This is a genomic window from Allobosea sp. GW821-FHT09G06 (assembly GCF_059416005.1).
Genome location: NZ_JBWKOI010000001.1, coordinates 755,767 through 775,123, shown reverse-complemented (window position 1 = coordinate 775,123; position 19,357 = coordinate 755,767). Strand labels below are relative to the sequence as shown.

20 protein-coding genes are annotated in these 19,357 nt (G+C 66.2%); 9 read left to right on the top strand and 11 right to left on the bottom strand.

Translation table 11 applies throughout. The annotated features are described in order from the left end of the window. Position 1: 1 nt before the first annotated feature. The 5 genes from AC07NY_RS03745 to AC07NY_RS03725 all read right to left on the bottom strand — a co-directional run bounded on the left by AC07NY_RS03745 (position 2) and on the right by AC07NY_RS03725 (position 5,556). Complete coding sequence (locus tag AC07NY_RS03745; RefSeq protein WP_494581916.1) at positions 2–907, bottom strand: NAD(P)-dependent oxidoreductase; 906 nt, start codon at positions 905–907, stop codon at positions 2–4. A gap of 72 nt (positions 908–979) precedes the next feature. Further along, positions 980–1,882 carry a carbohydrate ABC transporter permease gene (locus tag AC07NY_RS03740; RefSeq protein WP_257732623.1) on the bottom strand — a complete coding sequence of 301 codons (903 nt, stop codon included), beginning with the start codon at positions 1,880–1,882 and terminating at the stop codon, positions 980–982. After that, on the bottom strand, positions 1,875–2,831 hold the full coding sequence (locus tag AC07NY_RS03735; RefSeq protein WP_257732624.1) for a carbohydrate ABC transporter permease: 957 nt from the start codon (positions 2,829–2,831) through the stop codon (positions 1,875–1,877). Before AC07NY_RS03735 ends, AC07NY_RS03740 begins: the two co-directional genes overlap by 8 nt. A gap of 137 nt (positions 2,832–2,968) precedes the next feature. Beyond that, on the bottom strand, positions 2,969–4,273 hold the full coding sequence (locus AC07NY_RS03730; RefSeq protein WP_492285330.1) for an ABC transporter substrate-binding protein: 1,305 nt from the start codon (positions 4,271–4,273) through the stop codon (positions 2,969–2,971). A gap of 230 nt (positions 4,274–4,503) precedes the next feature. Then, positions 4,504–5,556, bottom strand: coding sequence for an ABC transporter ATP-binding protein (locus tag AC07NY_RS03725; RefSeq protein ID WP_492285331.1), 1,053 nt, complete (start codon positions 5,554–5,556; stop codon positions 4,504–4,506). A 240-nt stretch (positions 5,557–5,796) separates the two neighbouring features. Here AC07NY_RS03725 and AC07NY_RS03720 point away from each other — a divergent pair, with 240 nt between their 5' ends. From AC07NY_RS03720 to AC07NY_RS03710, 3 genes are all read left to right on the top strand, one after another. Continuing rightward, positions 5,797–6,573 carry a FadR/GntR family transcriptional regulator gene (locus tag AC07NY_RS03720; protein WP_494581913.1) on the top strand — a complete coding sequence of 259 codons (777 nt, stop codon included), beginning with the start codon at positions 5,797–5,799 and terminating at the stop codon, positions 6,571–6,573. Positions 6,574–6,722: 149 nt separating this feature from the next. Continuing rightward, a complete protein-coding gene (locus tag AC07NY_RS03715; protein ID WP_494581911.1) occupies positions 6,723–7,697 on the top strand; it encodes a 2-hydroxyacid dehydrogenase in 975 nt (324 codons plus the stop codon). Then, positions 7,682–8,476, top strand: coding sequence for an AprI/Inh family metalloprotease inhibitor (locus AC07NY_RS03710; RefSeq protein ID WP_494581909.1), 795 nt, complete (start codon positions 7,682–7,684; stop codon positions 8,474–8,476). Before AC07NY_RS03715 ends, AC07NY_RS03710 begins: the two co-directional genes overlap by 16 nt. Before the next feature lie 39 nt (positions 8,477–8,515). Here AC07NY_RS03710 and hppD read toward each other — a convergent pair whose 3' ends face one another. Then, positions 8,516–9,652, bottom strand: coding sequence for a 4-hydroxyphenylpyruvate dioxygenase (gene hppD, locus AC07NY_RS03705; RefSeq protein WP_494581907.1), 1,137 nt, complete (start codon positions 9,650–9,652; stop codon positions 8,516–8,518). A gap of 133 nt (positions 9,653–9,785) precedes the next feature. Here hppD and AC07NY_RS03700 point away from each other — a divergent pair, with 133 nt between their 5' ends. The 6 genes from AC07NY_RS03700 to AC07NY_RS03675 all read left to right on the top strand — a co-directional run bounded on the left by AC07NY_RS03700 (position 9,786) and on the right by AC07NY_RS03675 (position 14,814). After that, entirely contained in the window at positions 9,786–10,256 is a 471-nt protein-coding gene (locus AC07NY_RS03700) for an Lrp/AsnC family transcriptional regulator (RefSeq protein ID WP_494581905.1), read from the top strand. Between the two features lie 98 nt (positions 10,257–10,354). Beyond that, on the top strand, positions 10,355–11,239 hold the full coding sequence (locus AC07NY_RS03695; RefSeq protein WP_494581903.1) for a tellurite resistance TerB family protein: 885 nt from the start codon (positions 10,355–10,357) through the stop codon (positions 11,237–11,239). A gap of 230 nt (positions 11,240–11,469) precedes the next feature. Further along, positions 11,470–12,360 (top strand): UbiA family prenyltransferase, encoded by an 891-nt coding sequence (locus AC07NY_RS03690; RefSeq protein ID WP_494581901.1) that lies wholly within the window; start codon positions 11,470–11,472, stop codon positions 12,358–12,360. Continuing rightward, complete coding sequence (locus AC07NY_RS03685; RefSeq protein WP_494581900.1) at positions 12,357–13,670, top strand: FAD-binding oxidoreductase; 1,314 nt, start codon at positions 12,357–12,359, stop codon at positions 13,668–13,670. The genes AC07NY_RS03690 and AC07NY_RS03685 overlap by 4 nt, the downstream gene beginning before the upstream one ends. 83 nt (positions 13,671–13,753) lie before the next feature. Continuing rightward, complete coding sequence (locus AC07NY_RS03680; protein ID WP_494581898.1) at positions 13,754–14,380, top strand: TlpA family protein disulfide reductase; 627 nt, start codon at positions 13,754–13,756, stop codon at positions 14,378–14,380. A gap of 134 nt (positions 14,381–14,514) precedes the next feature. Then, a complete protein-coding gene (locus AC07NY_RS03675; protein WP_494581897.1) occupies positions 14,515–14,814 on the top strand; it encodes a hypothetical protein in 300 nt (99 codons plus the stop codon). An 88-nt stretch (positions 14,815–14,902) separates the two neighbouring features. On the opposite strand, the gene AC07NY_RS03670 is transcribed toward AC07NY_RS03675, so the two are convergent. The 5 genes from AC07NY_RS03670 to AC07NY_RS03650 all read right to left on the bottom strand — a co-directional run bounded on the left by AC07NY_RS03670 (position 14,903) and on the right by AC07NY_RS03650 (position 19,328). Beyond that, positions 14,903–16,351, bottom strand: a complete 1,449-nt coding sequence (locus tag AC07NY_RS03670) for an aspartate aminotransferase family protein (protein ID WP_492285342.1) — start codon at positions 16,349–16,351, stop codon at positions 14,903–14,905. Further along, positions 16,348–17,352, bottom strand: coding sequence for an NAD-dependent epimerase/dehydratase family protein (locus AC07NY_RS03665; RefSeq protein WP_494581896.1), 1,005 nt, complete (start codon positions 17,350–17,352; stop codon positions 16,348–16,350). The genes AC07NY_RS03670 and AC07NY_RS03665 overlap by 4 nt, the downstream gene beginning before the upstream one ends. 4 nt (positions 17,353–17,356) lie before the next feature. Beyond that, positions 17,357–17,479, bottom strand: a complete 123-nt coding sequence (locus AC07NY_RS03660) for a hypothetical protein (RefSeq protein ID WP_494581894.1) — start codon at positions 17,477–17,479, stop codon at positions 17,357–17,359. 8 nt (positions 17,480–17,487) lie between these two features. Then, positions 17,488–17,856, bottom strand: coding sequence for a DMT family transporter (locus AC07NY_RS03655; RefSeq protein WP_494581893.1), 369 nt, complete (start codon positions 17,854–17,856; stop codon positions 17,488–17,490). 152 nt (positions 17,857–18,008) lie between these two features. Continuing rightward, positions 18,009–19,328, bottom strand: coding sequence for a DUF3422 family protein (locus AC07NY_RS03650; RefSeq protein WP_494581891.1), 1,320 nt, complete (start codon positions 19,326–19,328; stop codon positions 18,009–18,011). Between the last annotated feature and the right edge of the window lie 29 nt (positions 19,329–19,357).

The following is a 19,357-nucleotide window of genomic DNA, read 5'->3' as shown; positions in this document are numbered from 1 at the left end:
CTCAGGCATCGTTCGCGGGCTTGGCGTTGAGCGCCCGATAGGCCCGCACCACCTGCGAATCGTCGCGCCCGCCATGGCCGAGGCCCGACGCCGAGAGGAACATCTGGTGCGCCGCGGCGGCCAGCGGCAGCGCCGTCTTCGCCGCCCGCCCGGCATCGAGCACGATGCCGAGGTCCTTCACGAAGATGTCGACGGCGCTCGCCACCACCGGATCGGGCTCATGCATGCGCGGCCCGCGATCCCTCAGCATCCAGGACGAGGCGGCCGATCCGCCCATGATCTCGAAGAGCAGGCGCCCGTCGATGCCGGCCTTCTCGGCCAAGGACAGGGCCTCGGCCGCGACCGCGATATGCACGCCGCAGAGCAGCTGGTTGACGGTCTTCACCGTCGCGCCCTGCCCGGCCTTCTCGCCGACATGGAAGACCTTGTCGCCGAGCGCATCCAGCACCGGCTTCGCCCGCGCGAAGCTGTCGCCGGGCGCGCCGACCATGATGGTCAGCGTCGCGTTGCGCGCACCGTTCACCCCGCCCGAAACCGGCGCGTCGATGAAATGCCGGCCGGTCTTCGTGACCTCAGCCGCGATCGCCTCGGCCTCGCCCGGCGGGCAGGTCGCCATCAGGATGACGGTCGCCCCCGGCGCCAACGCCTCCAGCGCACCGGCCTCGAACAGCACCGCACGCGCCTGCGCCGCATTGACGACCATCAGCACCAACGCCTCGGCGCCGGTAGCCGCCTCCTTCGCGCTCGCCGCCGCATGCCCGCCGGCTGCGACGAGCGCGTCACGCGCCGCCTCCCGCATGTCGAAGCCGGTTACGCGGAACTGCTTCCGGACGAGGTTCTCGGCCATCGGCGCGCCCATGGCGCCGAGCCCGACGAAGGCGATGCTGGAGATCGGTTGAGCGGACATGAGGCAGACACTCTCGGAACGAAAGCGGGCACAGCTCGCGCCATGCCCGCAGGAAACCCGACGCCAGGCCGGTTACTCCTTCACCGCACCCGTCATGGACGCGACGTAGTAATCGACGAAGAAGGAATAGAGGATCGCGACGGGGATCGAGCCGAGCAGCGCGCCGGCCATCAGTGAGCCCCAGTGATAGACGTCGCCCTCGACGAGCTGGGTTAGCACCGCGACCGGAACCGTCTTCTTCTCCGCCGACTGGATGAAGGCGAGCGCATAGATGAACTCGTTCCAAGACAGGGTGAAGGCGAAGATACCGGCCGAGATCAGGCCGGGCATGGCGAGCGGCAGCGTGATCCGCCACAGCGTCTGCAAGCGCGTCGCCCCGTCGATCATCGCGCATTCCTCGAGCTCGTAGGGGATCGACTTGAAATAGCCGATCAGGAGCCAGGTGCAGAACGGGATCAGGAAGGTCGGATAGGTCAGGATCAGTGCCAGTGGCGAGTCGAACAGCCCGAACTGGAAGATCAGCGTCGCCAGCGGGATGAACAGGATCGAGGGCGGCACGAGATAGGCGAGATAGATCGCGAGACCGACATATTGCGATCCCTTGAACCGCAGGCGCTGGATCGCATAGGCCGCGAGCACGCTGGAGAACAGCGAGAGCGCCGTCGCCACCGCCGCGACCATCATCGTGGTCCACAGCCATTGCGGGTAGTCGGTCTGGAAGAGCAGCTTGTTGATGTTCTCCAGCGTCGGCGACTTCACCCAGAACGGGTTGTTGTTCTTGTAGTCGAGCAGCTCGCCGTTCGGTTTGATCGCCGTGATCGCCATCCAGTAGAACGGGAACAGCAGCACGAGCACGAAGACCGACAGCGGCAGATAGAGCGTGATGAAGCGCCGCGGGCCGGACGACCAGTCGATGACGCCTTCGCGTTCCTTGTCCGTGAGTTGCGGGCGCGTGGCGAGGGTCTGGTCAGTCATTGTCTTCCCCCTGCTGCCACTTCCGCCGGGACAGGCCGTAATAGCTGAACAGCGTCGCCATCACGAGGAACGGGATCATCGCCACCGCGATCGCCGCGCCCTCGCCGAGCTGGCCGCCCGGGATGCCGCGCTGGAAGGCGAGCGTCGCCATCAGATGCGTGGCGTTGACCGGCCCGCCGCGGGTGATGGCGTAGACCAGCTGGAAATCGGTGAAGGTGAACAGGACCGAGAAGGTCAGCACCACCGCCAGGATCGGCATCAGCATCGGCAGCGTGACATGCCGGAAGCGCTGCCAGGAATTGGCGCCGTCGAGCATCGCCGCCTCGTAGAGCGAGGGTGAGATCGTCTGCAGGCCGGCGAGCAGGCTGATCGCGACGAAGGGGATGCCGCGCCAGATATTGGCCGCGATCAAGGAGAACCGCGCCGGCCAGGGCTGGCCGAGGAAATCGATATAGGTGTCGCGCCAGCCGAGCACGTCGACGAGCACATAGGAGATGATCGAGAACTGCGGATCGTAGATCCACCAGAAGGCGATCGCCGAGAGTACGGTCGGCACGATCCAGGGGATCAAGATGATCGCCCTGAGCAGCGACTTGAACGGCAGATGGTTGTTGAGCAGCAGGGCCAGCCACAGCCCGAGCGCGAACTTCCCGAAGGTCGCCACGCCCGTATAGAGCAGCGTGTTCCAGACCGAGGTGATGAAGACCCGGTCATGCCAGAGCGATTCGAAATTCTCGAAGCCGATGAACTGCCCGACACGGCCGATGCGCGTATCGGTGAAGGCGAGCCAGATGCCGAGGCCCAGCGGATAGCTGAGGAAGACCAGCAGGAAGCCCGCCGCTGGCAGCAGGCAGAGGAAGATCAGGAACGGCTTGTAGTCGAACAGACGCACAAGCCAGCTCTGCTGCAGGCTGTGGACGGTTCGCGATTCGGCGGCAGCTACGGCCATGGCGCCCTCGCGTTCGAGTCGGCAGTAGCATCGGAGCGAAAGGCTGAAACCGCCTTTCGGGGACACCCGATGCGATCTTGCGTCGGCCGCCGGACGAGCCGGCGGCCGCGTGTGTCCGTGTCAGCGCGGTTAGCGCATCACGACCGGTAGTAGCGCCGGGCACGGCGCTCGGCTTCCTTGGCCGCCTCTTCCGGCGTCGCCTGGCCTGCGCAGACGGAAGCGACCATCTGGACGACGACATACTCGGCATTGACCGTGCCGGCCGCCTCGTTGATCGCGCCCTTGTACCCGCTCCACAGCGCCCGGTCCCAGGTGTCGCGATAGACCACGATCTTCGGATCGGCCGACCAGACCTTGCTCTCGGCGAAGGCCTTCAGCGGCTGGGCCCAGTAGCCGTAGCAACCGGTGAGCCACTTGTCGTACTGCTCCTTCTCCATCATGAAGCGGAGATATTCCTTCGCGGCGTTCGGGAACTTCGTGTGCTTGAACGCCATGGCGTTGATGATCAGCGCCGGCTCCGACGGACGGCCGAGCGGGCCGACCGGCATCGTCGCATGGTTCAGGTCCTTGCCGATCGCCGCGGTCTTCTCGTCCTTCGAGTTCTTGATCGAGAAGTAGAGCGAGACGCCATTCTGGGTCAGGCCGATTTCACCGGCCGACAGCGCCTTGTTGTTGCTGATATCGAGCCAGGAGAGCGTGCCGGGGATGAAGGTCTCGTAGAGCGCCTTGGCGTATTTCAGCGCCTCGATCGTCTCCTTCGAGTTGATCGCGACCTTGTTGTTCTCGTCGACCATGTAGCCGCCATGGGTCCAGACGAGCCAGTTGCAGAAGGCGTTGCCGTCGCCGACCGCGTTGCCGAGCGCGAAGCCGGCCGGGTGGCCGTTGGCCTTGAGCTTGCGGCAGAGGTTGAGGAACCCGTCGAGATCCTTCGGGAAGGTGTCGAAGCCCGCTTCCTTGACCCAGGATTCACGATAGACCGCTGGTGCGCCGGAGGCGCCCATCGGGATCGAGATCCACTGGTTGGTCTTGTCCTTCTTGCCGTATTTCTCGGCGATCGGGTACCAGCCGCCATATTTCTTGCCGAGTTCGTCGGCGATCTCGGTGAGGTCGATCAGTTTGTCCGAGAAGATATGCGGATCATCTGCCCAGCCGACGACGATATCGGGCCCGGCGCCGGTATTGGCGGTGACCGCCGTCTGCGGGCGCAGGTCTTCCCAGCCGGCATAGTCGACACGGACCGGAACGCCCGTCGCCTTGGTGAAGGCCTCGGTGTTCTCGTTGAAGATCGTCTGGTCTGGATCGACGAACTTGGTCGGGCGCAACACGCGAAGCGTCGCGCCCTGCTCGATCTTGGCCTGCGCGATGGACGGCGCGAGCGGCAACGTTGCTCCTGCCGCGAGTCCGGCGCCGCCGATCAGAACGTCTCTTCTGGAAATGCTCATGGAAACCGTCTCCTCCGTTGGCGCGGCGGCGGCCTGCATGGGACCACCGTCCTGCATGATTATGGGCGTTGACAGCGATCATCCGTCGCTCCGCCTAGCGGGAGCGGCGAATTCCTTGATGCCGAGCCCGATCGGGCGTGAAAGAGGCCGATCGGGAAAGCCGGTTCAGAACTCCGCGCCGCGAACGCGCGGTTCGGCCGGGTCGCAGCGCAACCCGGCCGATGCCTGCTCTAGATTCGCTTGCCGGTCGCGGCGTCGAACAGATGCGTCACGCTGGTATCGGGCGTGATGCCGATCGTCTCGCCGGGCCTGGCCGAGATGCGCTCGCGGAAGATGCAGGTCAGGTCCTGCCCGCCGCAGCGGACGACGACCTGCGTCTCCGAGCCCATCGGCTCGACGACCGCGACCTCGGCCTTCAGCCCGTTGGGATCGAGCCGGAAATGCTCGGGGCGGATGCCCAGCACCGCAGAGAGCCCATCGGAGCCGACCGGATGTTTGCCGATCGGCCAGACCGTACCGCCTTCGGTCTCGAAGCCGTGACCGACGATCTTGCCCTTGAGCAGGTTCATCGAGGGCGAGCCGATGAAGGCGGCGACGAAGAGATTGGCCGGGTTGTCGTAGAGGTCGAGCGGGGCGCCCATCTGCTCGACGATGCCGTCATGCATCACGACGATCTTGTCGGCCATGGTCATGGCTTCGATCTGGTCGTGCGTGACATAGACCGTGGTGGTCTTGAGGCGCTGGTGCAGCTCCTTGATCTCGGTGCGCATCTGCACGCGCAGCTTGGCGTCGAGGTTGGAGAGCGGTTCGTCGAACAGGAAGACCTGCGGATCACGCACGATGGCGCGGCCCATCGCGACGCGCTGGCGCTGGCCGCCGGAGAGCTGGCGCGGATAGCGGTCGAGCAGCTTGGTCAGGCCGAGAATCTGGGCGGCCTTGTTGACGCGCTCGTCGATCTCGCTCTTCGGCGCCTTCCGCAGCTTCATCGAGAAGGCCATGTTGTCGGCGACCGTCATATGCGGATAGAGCGCATAGTTCTGGAACACCATGGCGATGTCGCGCTCCTTCGGGGGCACGTCATTCACCACGCGCGGACCGATCCTGATCTCACCGCCCGAGATGTTCTCGAGCCCCGCGATCATGCGCAGCAGCGTCGACTTCCCGCAGCCCGAGGGGCCGACCAGGATGACGAATTCGCCGTCGTTGATGTCGATATCGACGCCGTGGATGACCTGCGTCGACCCGTAGGCCTTGCGCACATCGGCGATCTGGACTGAGGCCATGCCGTCCTTCCCTGCTTTCCGTTCCCTGGTCGCTCCGCTTGTCATGCAGGCGGCTCACGACCACAATCGGTTTCTTGTGACCGAATGATGAAACCGGATATCGCCTGCTGCCGGCGATTGTGTCCGTTCCAATCTGCGATAAAGTCATACGATAGAAGCGGCCCTGTCAAGCGCCGCCACAGCCTTCGCAATGCCGCAAATTCAGGCTGGCCGGAGGCGCCCAAGGGAGGGGCACCAGCGATGCGGGTACGCGATTTCTCGCGGCCGACGACGCTCAATCCGGACCGGCTTTTCGGCCAGGTCGCCCAGAAGCTCGCCGTTGCGATCATCACCGGCCGCGTCCGGGCCGGCGAGGTGCTGCCGAACGAGGATGACCTGCGCTCGGAGATCTCGGTTTCGCGTACGGCTTATCGCGAGGCGGTCAAGATTCTGACGGCGAAGGGGTTGGTCGAGGCCCGCCCGAAAAGCGGCACCCGCGCTGCGCCGCGCGAGCGCTGGAACCTGCTCGACCCCGACGTCCTGTCCTGGCATTTCGAGTCCGATCCCAACGAGAAATTCATCCGCGATCTCTTCGAGTTGCGCCGCTTCGTCGAGCCCAGTGCGGCGCGCCTCGCGGCGCAGCGCCGGACCTCGGCCGATATCGCCCGCATCGAGGCCGCCTATCGCGGCATGGCCGATGGCGCGCCCTATGCCGAAGCGACGATCCGGGCCGATCTCGCCTTCCACGAGGCGATCTTCTCCGCCGCCCAGAACGCCGCCCTGCAATGCCTCTCCAGCGCGGTCATCGCCACGCTGCAATGGTCCTTGCTGCTGAAGACCGGGGATGAGGCCGCCTATATCGAGTCCCTGCCCGACCACGAGCACGTCCTGCTCGCCATCATCGACCGCGACGGAGACCTCGCCTCCGCCCGCATGGCCGGCCTCGTCATCGATAGCCTGAACACGACCCTGGCTTCGCTCGGCACGCATGTCGCCACTGAGGCTGGGAAAATCGCCAGAATAAAGCATACTAAATGAACGCTTCGCATCGCCAGCGAAGCGTGTTCGGATAGCGCTCATGCGGCGGCGGGGCTATGCCTGTCCGGCAGGCCGCGTCATTTCATTTTAATCGATTCAGATCAACCGAATCAACGACCTTCCTCACCACACCGACGGACAGCCCGACAATGACAATCTCCAACAAGCCCGAAATCGTCATGACCGGCCCGCTGATGGCCTATGCGGCCGACCAGCTCAAGGCACGCTTCACCGTCCATGAATTGTGGAAGGCGGCCGATCGCACCGCATTGCTGCGCGAGGTCGCCGACCGCGTGCGCGGCGTCGCCGCCGGCGGCGGCCACAACCGGGTCGACGGCGTGCTGTTCGACGCCCTGCCGAAGGTTGAGGTCATCTCCAGCTTCGGCGTCGGCTACGACCATGTCGATGCGGCCGAGGCCGGCCGGCGCGGGCTCATCGTCACCAACACGCCCGACGTCCTGACCGACGAGGTCGCCGATCTCGCGCTGGGTCTGCTGATCGCCACCGTCCGCCAGCTCCCGCAGGTCGATCGCTATCTGCGCGAGGGCAAGTGGCTTCAGGGCAATTACCCGCTCACCACCTCGCTGCGCGGCCGCAAGGTCGGCATCGTCGGCCTCGGCCGCATCGGCAAGGCGGTGGCACAGCGCGTCGAGGCCTTCGGCCTGTCCGTCGTCTACCATGGCCGATCGCGCCAGCCCGACGTGTCCTACCCCTACTATCCCTCGCTGGTCGACATGGCTGCCGATGTCGATACGCTGATCTCGGTCGCGCCTGGCGGCGCCTCGACCCATCACATCATCAATACCGAAGTGCTGAAGGCGCTCGGCCCCAACGGCATCCTGGTCAATGTCGGCCGTGGCACGGTCGTGGACGAGCAGGCGCTGATCAAGGCGCTCAACGACAAGACCATCCTCTCCGCCGGCCTCGACGTCTTCGAGGACGAGCCGCGCGTGCCGGCCGAGCTGATCGCCATCGAGCATGCCGTGCTGCTGCCCCATGTCGGCTCGGCCTCGGTCCATACCCGCGAGGCGATGGGCCAGCTTCTGGTCGACAACCTGGTTTCATGGTTCGATGGCAAGGGCCCGCTGACGCCCGTGTCGGAGACTCCATGGAAAAAGGCCTGATCCGCCGGCTGCTGCCGCTTATCCTTCTCGGCGCCGGCTCCCTGCCGGCCGCCGCCCAGACGGCGCCGCTGCCGCGCGGCGCCGACAAGGCGCCGGACGCGATCCGCCGCTGGCTCGGCGCCTGGGAACTCACGCTCGCCGATGCATCGAGAAGCTGCACCGTCACGCTCGGTGCGGAGCCCGCCGGCAACCGGCGCCAGTTGCGCTTCCCGGCGACCTGCCGCCGCGCCCTGCCGATCCTCGACACGGCGGCGTCATGGACATTGAGCGGCGGCGGACAGCCGCAATTCATGGATGCCAGCGGCAAGGAGGTCGTCGGCTTCCAGAGCGGCACGCCCGAAACCGGTCTCAACGGCAAGGGCAGCGACGGCAAAGCCTATAAGCTGGCGTCCAGGGATCATCCTCGCGTCTCGCCGCAAAGCACGCAAAACCCCGCTGCTGCGGCAGCACAGCGCATTACGGTCGTCGATCCTGCGACCGCCCCCCCTTCCAATACCCTGCCCGGGCGCTACGTCCTGATGCGTCAGCAGAACCGTGAGGCCTGCCGCCTCGTCCTTTCACCGGCCTCGGCCGACGGCCGCCAGCCCGCTGCCTTCGAGGGACTGTGCCCGGATACCGGGCTGACGATCTTCGATCCCGTCAGCTGGCGCTATGCCGGCGGACGCCTGACACTCGTCGCGCGTCGTGGCCACGGCACTGATCTCGTCTTCGAGAACGGCCAGTGGCGCAAGGACCCCGCGGTCGGCGCGCCCCTGCTCATGCGCAAGCTCACGCCGTAGCATGCATGGCCGGCCGAGCCGGCCATGCGGAGCGGAGTGCTATTCGGCGGCGGTGGCCGGGCTCAGCACGCCCCTGCGGATCTGGTCTTCCTCGATCGATTCGAAGAGCGCGCGGAAATTGCCCTCGCCGAAGCCGTCATCGCCCTTGCGCTGAATGAACTCGAAGAAGATCGGCCCGAGCACGGTGCCCGAGAAGATCTGCAACAGCACCTTGCTCATCCGGCCCTGCTTCTCGCCGAGCGCGACCGCGCCCTCGCCGTCGATCAGGATGCCCGTGGCCTTGAGGCGCTCGACCGGCTCGCCATGGTTCGGCACGCGGGCATCGACCTTCTCGTAATAGGTCGTGGGAGGCGACGGCATGAAGGGCAGGCCGTTGCCGCGCAGCGCCTCGACGCTGGCATAGATGTCGCGCGAGCCCATCGCGACATGCTGGATGCCCTCGCCCTTGTACTGGCGCAGGTATTCCTCGATCTGGCTCTTGTCGTCGAGCGACTCGTTGATCGGGATGCGGATCTTGCCGCAGGGCGAGGTCAGCGCCCGCGAGATCAGGCCGGTCAGCTTGCCCTCGATGTTGAAGAAGCGGATCTCGCGGAAATTAAACAGGTTGCCGTACCAGCCGGCCCAATGGTCCATGCGCCCGCGGATGACGTTATGGGTGAGGTGGTCGAGGTAATAGAGCCCGGCCTGCTCCGGATGCGGGTCGCGCTCGCCGATCCACTCGAAATCGACATCCCAGATCGAACCCTTCTCGCCATAGCGGTCGACGAAATAGAGCAGCGAACCGCCGATGCCGCGTACAGCAGGGATCGCTAGCTCGCCCGGCCCGATCGCGCTCTCATAGGGCTCGGCGCCGAGCGACACGGCCCTATCGAAAGCGTACTTCGCATCGACGACTCGGAAGGCCATGGCGCAGGCGCAGGGGCCGTGCTCGGCGGCGAAGGCCTGGGCGAAGGAATCCGGTTCGGCATTGACGACGAAATTGACGTCGCCCTGCCGGTAGAGCGTCACCTGCTTCGAGCGGTGGCGGGCGACCTTGGTGAAGCCCATCGTCTCGAAGAGGGCACCGAGCTTCTCCGGCTCGGGATGGGCATACTCGACGAACTCGAACCCATCGGTTCCCATCGGGTTGGCGGCCGAGATCGCGGGCGGGGCGGCATCATGCGGAAACGGACCCATTGACATTCCTCCTGTCTGCTCTTGTCGGGATGATCAATCATCGCGCAGTCGGCAGGCGAATGGCGTGCAAACTTGCCTTCATTAGAGATTCTGGCGCATGTTTCGTGCATATTAAGCTCTAAGGGCGCACCATATGGCCACGCTTGACGCAATCGACTGGCGCCTTCTGGATGCACTCCAGAGCGACGCCTCCCTGACCAACGCAGCCCTGGCCGAAACGGTTGGCCTCTCGGCCAGTCAGGTCTCGCGTCGGCGACAGCGGCTGGAACAGGAGGGCGTGATCCGCGGCTATCGCGCCGCGCTGGAGCCCTCCGCCGTCGGCCTCGGGGTCATCGTCTTCATCCATGTCGCGCTCGACACGCATACGCGGGATAATGCGCGCCGCTTCCGCGACCTCGTGCGCCTGACGCCGGCGATTCTCGAGGCCCACGCCCTGACCGGCGAGGCGGATTACCTGCTGAAGGTGGCGGTCGGCGACCTCAAGGCCCTCGCCCGCCTCGTCAACGAAATCCTGATGCCGCATGAAAGCGTCGCCCGCGTGCGCTCGGAGATCGCGTTGGAGACCCTTAAGGAGCCTGGGCTGCTGCCATTGCCGATGACGTGAGCGCGCAGCTGTGCAAACTCGCGCCTTGGTCACGCCGTTTTCATACGGCTGATCAAACTCGACTGCGCGGCATGACGGCCGCCAACAGGAGAAACGATATGTTCAACGCCAAATCCCTGCTCGACGCCCTGATCAGCGCCGGCAGCCAGGCAGGTGCGCAGGCGGGGCAGCAAGGCGGTCTCGGCGGCATGCTCGGCGGATTGGCCGGTCAGGTCCAGCGCTCGGGCGGCATCGGCGGGCTCGCCGGGCAGATCCTGACCCAGGCGACTCAGGGTCTCGGCGACGCCGCGCGCCAGACAGGTGTGCAGCAGGGCGCTGGCGATGCGCTCGGCCGGGTCACTGGCGGCCGGACGCCGGACCAGCTCATCGAACAGGCCAAGGGCGTGTTCACCAGCAATCCCGCGCTGGCGACGGCGGTGCTCGGCGGCCTCGGCGCTCTCGTCTTCGGCACCAGCACCGGCCGTTCCGTCGCCGGCTCAGCGGCCAAGCTCGGCGGCCTCGCCCTGATCGGGGGCCTCGCCTACAAGGCCTACCAGAACTACCAGGCCGGCAAGCCGCTGCTCAACGCCGCCCAGCAGGAGGTACTGCCGGCACCGGCCGGCACCGGCTTCGAGCCGCAGGCCGCGACCGAGGCCACCGCCCTCGTCTTCATTCGCGCCATGATCGCGGCGGCAGCCGCCGACGGCCATATCGATGCCGAAGAGCAGAGTGCGATCCTCGGCGGCCTGAAGGAGGCCGGCCTCGAGCAGGAGGCGCATGAGTGGCTGGCGAGGGAGATGGCGAAGCCGGCTTCGATCGACACGCTGGTCGAGGCGGCCGAGAGCCCGGAGCTCGCCGCCCAAATCTACACGGCGGCGCGCATCGCCATCAATCCGGACAACGCGGCCGAGAAGGATTTCCTGGCCGGGCTCGCCGGCTCGCTCGGCCTCGATGCCGAGCTGGTCGCCAATATCGACGCCGCCGCCAGCGCCGCCAAGGTCTGAGGCGCACCGGCCATTGCCATGACGGTGCCCGGCCCGGGCATCGTCCACCCCGGCTTTCGCGGAATGCGGAAGCCGGGCGTTAAGCATGGCGTTGAAATCACTGCCCGTTTCGACGCCATATGCACCCCCGCTTAGGATTTTTCGTCCGATAACGCCCGCGCCGGTTCAACCGGCAGCCGGGTTCCGCGTCGCGGAGGCTGGCCCATGTCTTGGGGGAGACGGGTCGAACTATGTCTGTGACCGCGATGATCAGGGCGATGCGGCCGCACCACTGGCTCAAGAATGGCCTCGTCTTCGTTCCGATCCTGCTCAATCACGACGCGTTCGATCCGCACGCGCTCTGGCTCGGCCTGATCGCCTTCGTCGCCTTCAGCCTGATCGCCTCGGCGATCTACCTCCTCAACGACATCATCGATGTCGAGGCGGACCGGCGCCACCCGACCAAGTGCAAGCGCCCGCTCGCGGCCGGCGAGATCACGGCGGCGCAGGCCTATGCCGCCGTGCCCGTGCTTCTGATCGCCGCCTTTGCGACGGTCATGCTGGTTCCGCAGCCCCAGCCCTTCCTGCTCGCGCTGCTGGCCTATCTCTTCCTGGCGCTGGCCTACCTGCTCTTCCTCAAGCGCAAGCTTCTGGTCGACGTGCTCGGGCTCGCCGCGATGCACACGCTGCGCATCCTTGCCGGCAACGCTGCCGCCGCGATTCCCGTCTCCTCCTGGCTGCTCGCCTTCGCGATGTTCCTCTTCCTCAGCCTCGCGCTGGTGAAGCGCTATGCCGAACTGCGCCTGACCCAGGACCAGTCCGGCCTGAAGAAGGCCGGGCGCGGCTATCAGGCCGAGGATATCGAGGCCCTCTCCCAGCTCGGCATGGCTTCGGGCTGCACCTGCGCGCTGATCATGGCGCTCTATGTCGACAGCGCCAACGTGAAGCAGCTCTATAGCCAGCCGAAGCTGATCTGGCTGATCTGCCCCATCATCCTCTACCAGATGGCCCGGATCTGGTTCCTGGCCCGCCGCGGCCATATGCCGGATGATCCGCTGGTCTTCATGATCCGCGACTGGCGCAGCCAGTTCATGGGGCTGCTCGTGATCCTGATCATGGTCGCGGCGACATTCCTGCCGTGACCGCGCCGCTTTCGGACTTCCGGTCCTGGGGTGGGCTCGCAGCCCGCGGCAGCACGATCCTCGATGCCCGCGACTGGCTCGATGCGCCCCACCGTCCGCGCCGCCCTCTCCTCGCCTATGGCAACGGCCGTTCCTATGGCGATTCCTGCCTGAACGACGGCGGCACGCTGATCGATGCGCGCGGCCTCGACGACATCCTCGCCTTCGACCGCGAGACGGGCCTCATTACGTGCGGCGCCGGCCTCATGCTCGACCGCCTGCTCGAGATCGTCGTGCCGGCCGGCTGGTTTCCGCCGGTCACGCCCGGCACCGCCTTCGTCACCGTCGGCGGCGCGCTCGCCAACGACGTCCACGGCAAGAACCACCACAGCGCCGGCACCTTCGGCAGCCATGTCCGCGCCTTCGAGCTCGTCCGCTCGGACGGGCAACACCTGATCTGCGCGCCGGACCTCAACGGTGAGCTCTTCGCCGCGACCATCGGCGGCTTCGGACTGACCGGGCTGGTGACGCAGGTGACGCTGCAACTGATGCCGATCGCCTCGGCCGAAATGGCGCAGGAGGTCCTGCCCTTCGACAATCTCGATGGCTTCTTCGACATCGCCGCCGCCTCCGACGCCACGCATGACTATACGGTCGCCTGGATCGACTCGCTCGCCAGCGGGCGGAATTTCGGCCGTGGCGTCTTCTTCAGGGCCAATCACGCCCCCGCATCCGACGAGGCGCCGCCGCGCCAGGCGCGCTCCCTGCCCTTTCCGCTGAAGCCGCCCGTCCCGTTGATCAACCGCGTGACGCTGGGCGCGTTCAATTGGCTCTACCGCAACAGCCAGCCGCGCGACCGCCTCGAACGCCGCGTGCCCTATCGCCCGTTCTTCTACCCGCTCGACCGCATCCATGACTGGAACCGCGCCTATGGTCCGAAGGGCCTGCGGCAGTTCCAATGCGCCATCCCGCCCGAGAATGCCGCCGCGACCGTCGCGGAGATGCTGCGGCAGACGCTCGCTGCCGGCGAGGCCTCGTTCCTGACGGTGCTGAAGCTTTTCGGCGACAAGCCCTCGCCCGGCCTGATGTCTTTCCCGATGCCGGGAGCGACACTGACGCTGGACTTCCCCAATCGCGGCGAACGGACCGAGCGATTGCTGACGCGGCTCGACGGCCTCGCCATCGCCGCCGGCGGGCGGGTCAATCCCTATAAGGATGCCCGCATGTCACCCGCGACCTTCGCAGCCTCCTTCCCGCGCTGGCGCGACTTCGCTGCTCATGTCGACCCAGGCTTCTCCTCCGATTTCTGGCGGCGGGTCACCGCCCAATAGACATGGGGCTGCGACATCACAGCCCGGTGTGATGCGCGCGGCAGCGGTTCCCTGTGGCGGCAGCCTGCTGCTAGCTGCGCTTCATGACTCCGCCTGTGAACGATCGGCCGGCACCCGGCCGGAACACCGCCCTGTCGCCGACACGCCGCCAGACCCTCGCCGCCGCTCTGCTTTCTCCCTTGGCGGCGACACCGGCCGCAGGCCGGCAGCCGCCGCGCTTCGCCGGGCCGAGCTCGCAATTCGTCCAGATCGATCCGCCGGAAGAGGCGGGCTCGCTCATTCTCACCGATCTCGCCGGCAAGAGCCGGCCGCTCTCCGCCTATCGCGGCAAGGCGGTGCTCCTGAATTTCTGGGCGAGCTGGTGCCCGCCTTGCCGGCGCGAATTGCCGATCCTGCGGCGGCTGCAAGCCAGAGCGGCCCGCGAGCCCTTCGTCGTCGTGCCAGTCTCGCTCGACAAATCCGCGGCGACCGTCAGGACCTATCTCGACCGGCTCGGCCTCGCCGACCTCATGACCTTTATCGATGCCGAGGGGATCGTGGCCTCGGGCCCGAAATCGGCGAAGCCCACACCGTTCCCGCTCTACGGCATGCCGATGACCTACCTGCTCGATCGCGAAGCGCGCAGCGTCGGCTATCTCGTCGGCGAGGCGGACTGGACGAGCCCGGAGGGACTGGAATTGCTGCGCTTCTATGGTCGGGCGGCGGGCTGATCACACCTGCGTTTCGGAGCAGCCTGAGCCACCCCGAAAAAATCTCGCGTCGCCTTTGAACCTGTCTGCCGCAGCCTGCGACCAATGAGCATGAAGAGCGAAACCTTCGCTCTCGCAGAGATCGGGAGACGAGCATGACGACGTTCCGCAAGACCGTGACCGCGACCCTCGCGGCCCTCACCCTGGCCACCACCTTCGCGGCTTCCAGCGCCGAGGCGCGCCCGCGCTGGGGTTACGGCTACGGCCACCGAGGCTGGGGTGTCGGAGCCGGCGTGGTCGGCGCGATCGCCGCGGGCGCCATCATTGCCGGCGCCACCCGCCCCTCCTATGGCTACGGCTACTACGCCGCCCCCGTCCGCTCCTGCGATCTCGTCGAGCGCTTCGACCGCTGGGGCAACGTCATCGGCTACCGCCGGGTGTGCGGCTACTACTGAGCCTTTCTGGAAGACCCCTGTTTCGAGACCCTGACTCAAAAGGCCGGCTCACGCCGGCCTCTTTTTTTGTTGCTGGTGAGCGAACCGGTCAGCCCTTGCCGACCGCAACCTTGCGCAGGTAGCCGGTGACGATGCCGGTGACGCCGCCCGACAGCACAGCCTCGAAGGCCGCGAGGAACTGGTCGCACTGCTCGCGCGTGACGATCAATGGCGGCTCCAGCCGGATGACGTTGCGGTTGTACTCGGTGAAGGCGACGAGCACGTCGTGCTCCTTCAGGAGCAGCGCCCCGACGAAGCCGCAGAGCGAGCCCTTCAGCTTGTCGTCGAGCAGCGCGACCATGTGCTTCAGCCCGAAGGGCATGGTCTCGCTGATGTCCTGGAACTCGACGCCGATCATCAGGCCGCGCCCGCGGATTTCCTTGAGCAGGGTCGGGTACTTGGCGCGCAGGCCGTTCAGCTTCTCGATCAGGTAGTCGCCCTGGCGCTGGGCATTGCCCATCAGGTCCTCGTCATAGAGGACGTTGAGGGCCTCGATCGACGAGACGCAGGCCTCGCCCATGCCACCGAAAGTCGCCTGCGCATGGATCAGCGCGCTCTTCGGCTTGCCATAGGCCTTCATGTAGATCTCGCGCCGCGCGATCATCGCGCCCATCGCGGCCTTCGAGCCGCCGAGCGCCTTGGCGAGCGCGGTGACATCAGGCACCACCCCGTCACGCTCGAAGGCGAAGAACTGGCCGGTGCGGCCGAGCCCGCACTGAACCTCGTCGGCGACCCAGAGCACGCCATGCTTGTCGCAGAGCGCGCGCAGTTCACGCCAGAAGCCCTCGGGAGCCTCGACGATGCCGCCGCCGCCCTGGATCGTCTCCATCACGACGATGCCGATCGAGGGGTCGCTCTCCAGCGCCTGCCGGACGGCGTTGATATCGCCGAACGGCACTTTGACCCGGTTCTCGACCAGCTTGAACTGCGACTGGTAGAGCGTCGAATCCGTGACCGAGAGCACGCCCTTGGTCTTGCCGTGGAACGAGTTCGCAGCGTGCAGGATCTTGGACTTCTCCGGGCCCTGCGCCTGCTCGGCGACCTTCAGCGCCGCCTCCATCGCCTCCGAGCCGGTCGAGCCAAGGAAGACCATGTCGAGATCGCCCGGCGCGATGGTCGCGAGGTTCTTCGCCAGCGCCGAGGCATATTGCGACATGAAAGCCATGCAGATCTCATGGCGGTTCTCGTCTTGGAATTTCTGCCGGGCCGCGACGATGCGCGGATGGTTGTGGCCGAAGGCGACCGAGCAGAAGCCGCCGAAGAAATCGAGGATCTTGCGGCCGTCCTTGGTGATGTAATGCATCCCCTCGGCGCGATCGACGAGGATCTTGTCGAAGCCGAGCAGCTTCAGGAAGTGAAGCTGGCCGGGGTTGATGTGGTTGGCGAAGAGCTCCTTCACCTGTGCGGCGTCGAGCTGCTTGGCGGCTTCCACGCTGATGAGCTGGGGCCGGGCATTCGTCACGGCGACGTCCTCGTTCTTGAAGGCGGGCATGCTCATGCTGCGAGGCTCCTCTCAGCCTGTTTCGGGCCGTCCTTGGCCTTGCGGTATTCGGTGTAGGCGGCGAGCAGCATGTCCTCGTCGCGGTATTGCGGCGCCCAGCCGAGCTCGCGCTTGGCCTTGGAGGTGTCGAGGATGCAGATTTCGTCGGCGATCTTGTACTGCTCGGGGTCCATGATCGGCAGGTTGATCGCGTCCAGCGTATCGAGCGTCAGCTTCACCAGCGAGGCCGGCGTCGGCAGCAGGATCGACTTGGAGCCTGCATGCTTGATCAGGTCGCCGAGCAGCTTGCGCACCGGCGGCGGATCGTCGGAGCCGAGGTTGTAGGCCTCGTTCGGGAAGCCCGCCTTCCAGGCCGCGACGCAGGCGCTGGCGCAGTCGAAGACCGAGATGAACTGGTAGGGATTCTTGCCCGAGCCGATCATCGGCACCGGCAGGTTCATGTCGATCAGCTTGAACAGCTTGACGAGAATGCCGAGCCGCCCCGGCCCGATGATCAGGCGCGGCCGGAAGATCGGGATGCGGAAGCCCTTGGCGCGGTACTCGTCGGCGAGGCGCTCGGTCGCGAGCTTGCTCTCGCCGTATTCGCCAAGCGGATGGGCCGGATGCGTCTCGTCCTGCGGCACCGTCACCGAATGGCCGTAGATCATGTCGGTGGTGAAATGGACGAGCCGGTTGGCGCCGTTCTTCTCCATCCACGACAGGATGTTCTGCGTGCCGTGATAGTTCACCGGCCAGAAGAACTCGTGCCGTTCGGCCCGGGTCACGATCGGCGAGAGCATCTTGGCCGAGAGATTGTAGACGAGGTCTTCAGGCGAAAGCGGGATTGAGTCCACGCTCTCAGGCCGCGTCACGTCGACCGTCAGGAACGGCACCGTGGCATAATGCGCATGGCCGCTCTGGTGGATATCGGCGACCAGAACCTCCTCGCCCATGGCGGAGAGATCAGCCGCCAGATGCGAGCCGACGAAGCCGTCGCCGCCGATGATGATGTGCTTCATCGCGTCACCTCCGGTCGACGGGCAGGTGGGAATGGCGGCTGCGCACCGGCACGGGCACCGGCTGCGGCGCCACCGGCGGCTCGAACAGGGCGCCGAGGCGCAGGAACAGGCGTACGATCAGGTCCATGATCTCCCTCAGCTTTGTGCAATGAAGATGGTGCCCAGCACGATGAAGCCGATACCGGCGATGCGCATCGCGCTCAGATCCTCGTGGAAGACGAAATAGGCGTAAGCCGCGACCACGACATAGGCGAGGCTCAGGAACGGATAAGCGTAGCTGATCTGCACCTTGGAGAGGACGATCAGGTGCGAGGCCATGCTGATCACGAAGATGCACAGGCCCGCGAAAACGAAGGGGTTGAAGACGACGCGGAAGACCGTGGCGATCAGCCCGTCACCGGCGACATCGAGAGAGCCGACGCCGGTCATGCCACGCTTCAGCATCAATTGCGCGGCGGCGTTGGTCAGCACCGTGAACAGGATCAGGGGGAGATAGGTGTTCATCGTGGCGCTTGCCGGCTCCGCATGGCTTCGTCGCCACTGGGATGCAGCCGAAAATACTTCAAATGCCTTAGGGGCCGGCGCCGACTTGCTTCTAGCGTTAAGGCTCTGCTGACGGGATCGCAGAAAATCGCCCGCGCTTCTTCAGTCGTTGATCAGCTCTCGTGATGCCCGCGCCGGATGCGCCTGACCGCCAGCCAGACGCCGGCCAGCGCCACCGGCACGAACAGGGCCATGGCGACGCCGGTATCCGGCATCGGCCAGCCGGCCTCCTTCGCGCCCTTGGCGAGATAGCCGAACAGGCTGACGACATAATAGGCGATGGCCGCGACCGACAGGCCCTCGACCGTATGCTGCAGCCGCAATTGCAATCGCGTCCGCTCGTTCATCGCGGCCAGAAGGTCACGGTTCTGCTGCTCCAGCGCGACATCGACGCGGGTGCGCAAGAGGTTGGAGGCACGCCCCAGATTGCGCGAGAGATCGCCCAGGCGCCCGACCAGCATCTGGCAGGTCCGCATCGCCGGCGCCATCCTTCGCGACAGGAAGGCCGAGATCGTCGGCCAGCCCTCATGCGGCTGCTCGCCGATCGCCGCCAGGCGCTGCTGCACGATGTCGCTATAGGCGCGGCTGGCGCCGAAGCGGTAGCCGGCGACGGTCGCCTCCGCCTGGAGCCGGGCGGCGAGCGCCGTCATCTCGTCGAGCAGCGCATTGTCGGCGGCGAGCCCGTCGGTCCGCGTCATCGTGTTGGCGATACGCACCAGAGCTTCCTCGGTCGATTTGACGAAGGGCGCGATGCGATAGGCCTCCGGCAGGCCGAGCAGGGCCAGCGTCCGGTAGGTCTCGATCTCCAGCAGGCGCTGCGCGAGCGCGCCCGTCTGCGCCGGCGTCAGCGAGCGATCCCGCACCAGGATGCGCACGAAGCCATCGGCACAGGCCCGGAAATCCGTCGCCGCCATGGCCGCGCCACCATCGACCGAGACCACGGCGAGGCTGGAGGCATCGAACAGCCTGTCGAAAGCCTCGGTCGGCCGCTCGACGACGAGATGCAGGTCGACCGAGACCAGATGCGGCCCTGGCTGCGGCAATTCGAACATCGGCTGCGGCAGCATCGTTGGCGGCGGCTCGAAGGGCTGGCCGCCCTTCGCCGGCAACTCCCAGCTATAAGTGGTGAACTCGCTATGCTGCTCCCAGCGCAAACCGGTGTCGTTGAGCCGGACGCGATGATGCTTCGCGTCCTCCGATGGACCGGCAACCCCGCGCTCGGCACAGAAGCGTGCCAGCGCCGTGCGATCCGCGGCGGCCTGCTCGGCATCGGTCAGGAAGGCGAAATGCAGGACCCGGCTCGGCGTCGCCATCGGCGCGAAGGGACGCGCATGCACCTCGCCCAGAATCAGGCCGCGATCGGGATGCGCGACCAGCCGCGACGGCGCCGGCTGTGGCACCTGAATCGCATTCGCATGACGCGCATCTTCCATCGCCGCCCCCGCCCTGGACGAAGCCAGCT

Excerpts from the sequence above, each read along its gene's own strand:
- AC07NY_RS03745 (WP_494581916.1), bottom strand. The coding sequence starts at position 907 with ATGTCCGCTCAACCGATCTCCAGCATCGCCTTCGTCGGGCTCGGCGCC.
- AC07NY_RS03740 (WP_257732623.1), bottom strand. The coding sequence starts at position 1,882 with ATGACTGACCAGACCCTCGCCACGCGCCCGCAACTCACGGACAAGGAA.
- AC07NY_RS03735 (WP_257732624.1), bottom strand. The coding sequence starts at position 2,831 with ATGGCCGTAGCTGCCGCCGAATCGCGAACCGTCCACAGCCTGCAGCAG.
- AC07NY_RS03730 (WP_492285330.1), bottom strand. The coding sequence starts at position 4,273 with ATGAGCATTTCCAGAAGAGACGTTCTGATCGGCGGCGCCGGACTCGCG.
- AC07NY_RS03725 (WP_492285331.1), bottom strand. The coding sequence starts at position 5,556 with ATGGCCTCAGTCCAGATCGCCGATGTGCGCAAGGCCTACGGGTCGACG.
- AC07NY_RS03720 (WP_494581913.1), top strand. The coding sequence starts at position 5,797 with ATGCGGGTACGCGATTTCTCGCGGCCGACGACGCTCAATCCGGACCGG.
- AC07NY_RS03715 (WP_494581911.1), top strand. The coding sequence starts at position 6,723 with ATGACAATCTCCAACAAGCCCGAAATCGTCATGACCGGCCCGCTGATG.
- AC07NY_RS03710 (WP_494581909.1), top strand. The coding sequence starts at position 7,682 with ATGGAAAAAGGCCTGATCCGCCGGCTGCTGCCGCTTATCCTTCTCGGC.
- hppD (WP_494581907.1), bottom strand. The coding sequence starts at position 9,652 with ATGGGTCCGTTTCCGCATGATGCCGCCCCGCCCGCGATCTCGGCCGCC.
- AC07NY_RS03700 (WP_494581905.1), top strand. The coding sequence starts at position 9,786 with ATGGCCACGCTTGACGCAATCGACTGGCGCCTTCTGGATGCACTCCAG.
- AC07NY_RS03695 (WP_494581903.1), top strand. The coding sequence starts at position 10,355 with ATGTTCAACGCCAAATCCCTGCTCGACGCCCTGATCAGCGCCGGCAGC.
- AC07NY_RS03690 (WP_494581901.1), top strand. The coding sequence starts at position 11,470 with ATGTCTGTGACCGCGATGATCAGGGCGATGCGGCCGCACCACTGGCTC.
- AC07NY_RS03680 (WP_494581898.1), top strand. The coding sequence starts at position 13,754 with ATGACTCCGCCTGTGAACGATCGGCCGGCACCCGGCCGGAACACCGCC.
- AC07NY_RS03675 (WP_494581897.1), top strand. The coding sequence starts at position 14,515 with ATGACGACGTTCCGCAAGACCGTGACCGCGACCCTCGCGGCCCTCACC.
- AC07NY_RS03670 (WP_492285342.1), bottom strand. The coding sequence starts at position 16,351 with ATGAGCATGCCCGCCTTCAAGAACGAGGACGTCGCCGTGACGAATGCC.
- AC07NY_RS03665 (WP_494581896.1), bottom strand. The coding sequence starts at position 17,352 with ATGAAGCACATCATCATCGGCGGCGACGGCTTCGTCGGCTCGCATCTG.
- AC07NY_RS03660 (WP_494581894.1), bottom strand. The coding sequence starts at position 17,479 with ATGGACCTGATCGTACGCCTGTTCCTGCGCCTCGGCGCCCTGTTCGAG.
- AC07NY_RS03655 (WP_494581893.1), bottom strand. The coding sequence starts at position 17,856 with ATGAACACCTATCTCCCCCTGATCCTGTTCACGGTGCTGACCAACGCC.
- AC07NY_RS03650 (WP_494581891.1), bottom strand. The coding sequence starts at position 19,328 with ATGGAAGATGCGCGTCATGCGAATGCGATTCAGGTGCCACAGCCGGCG.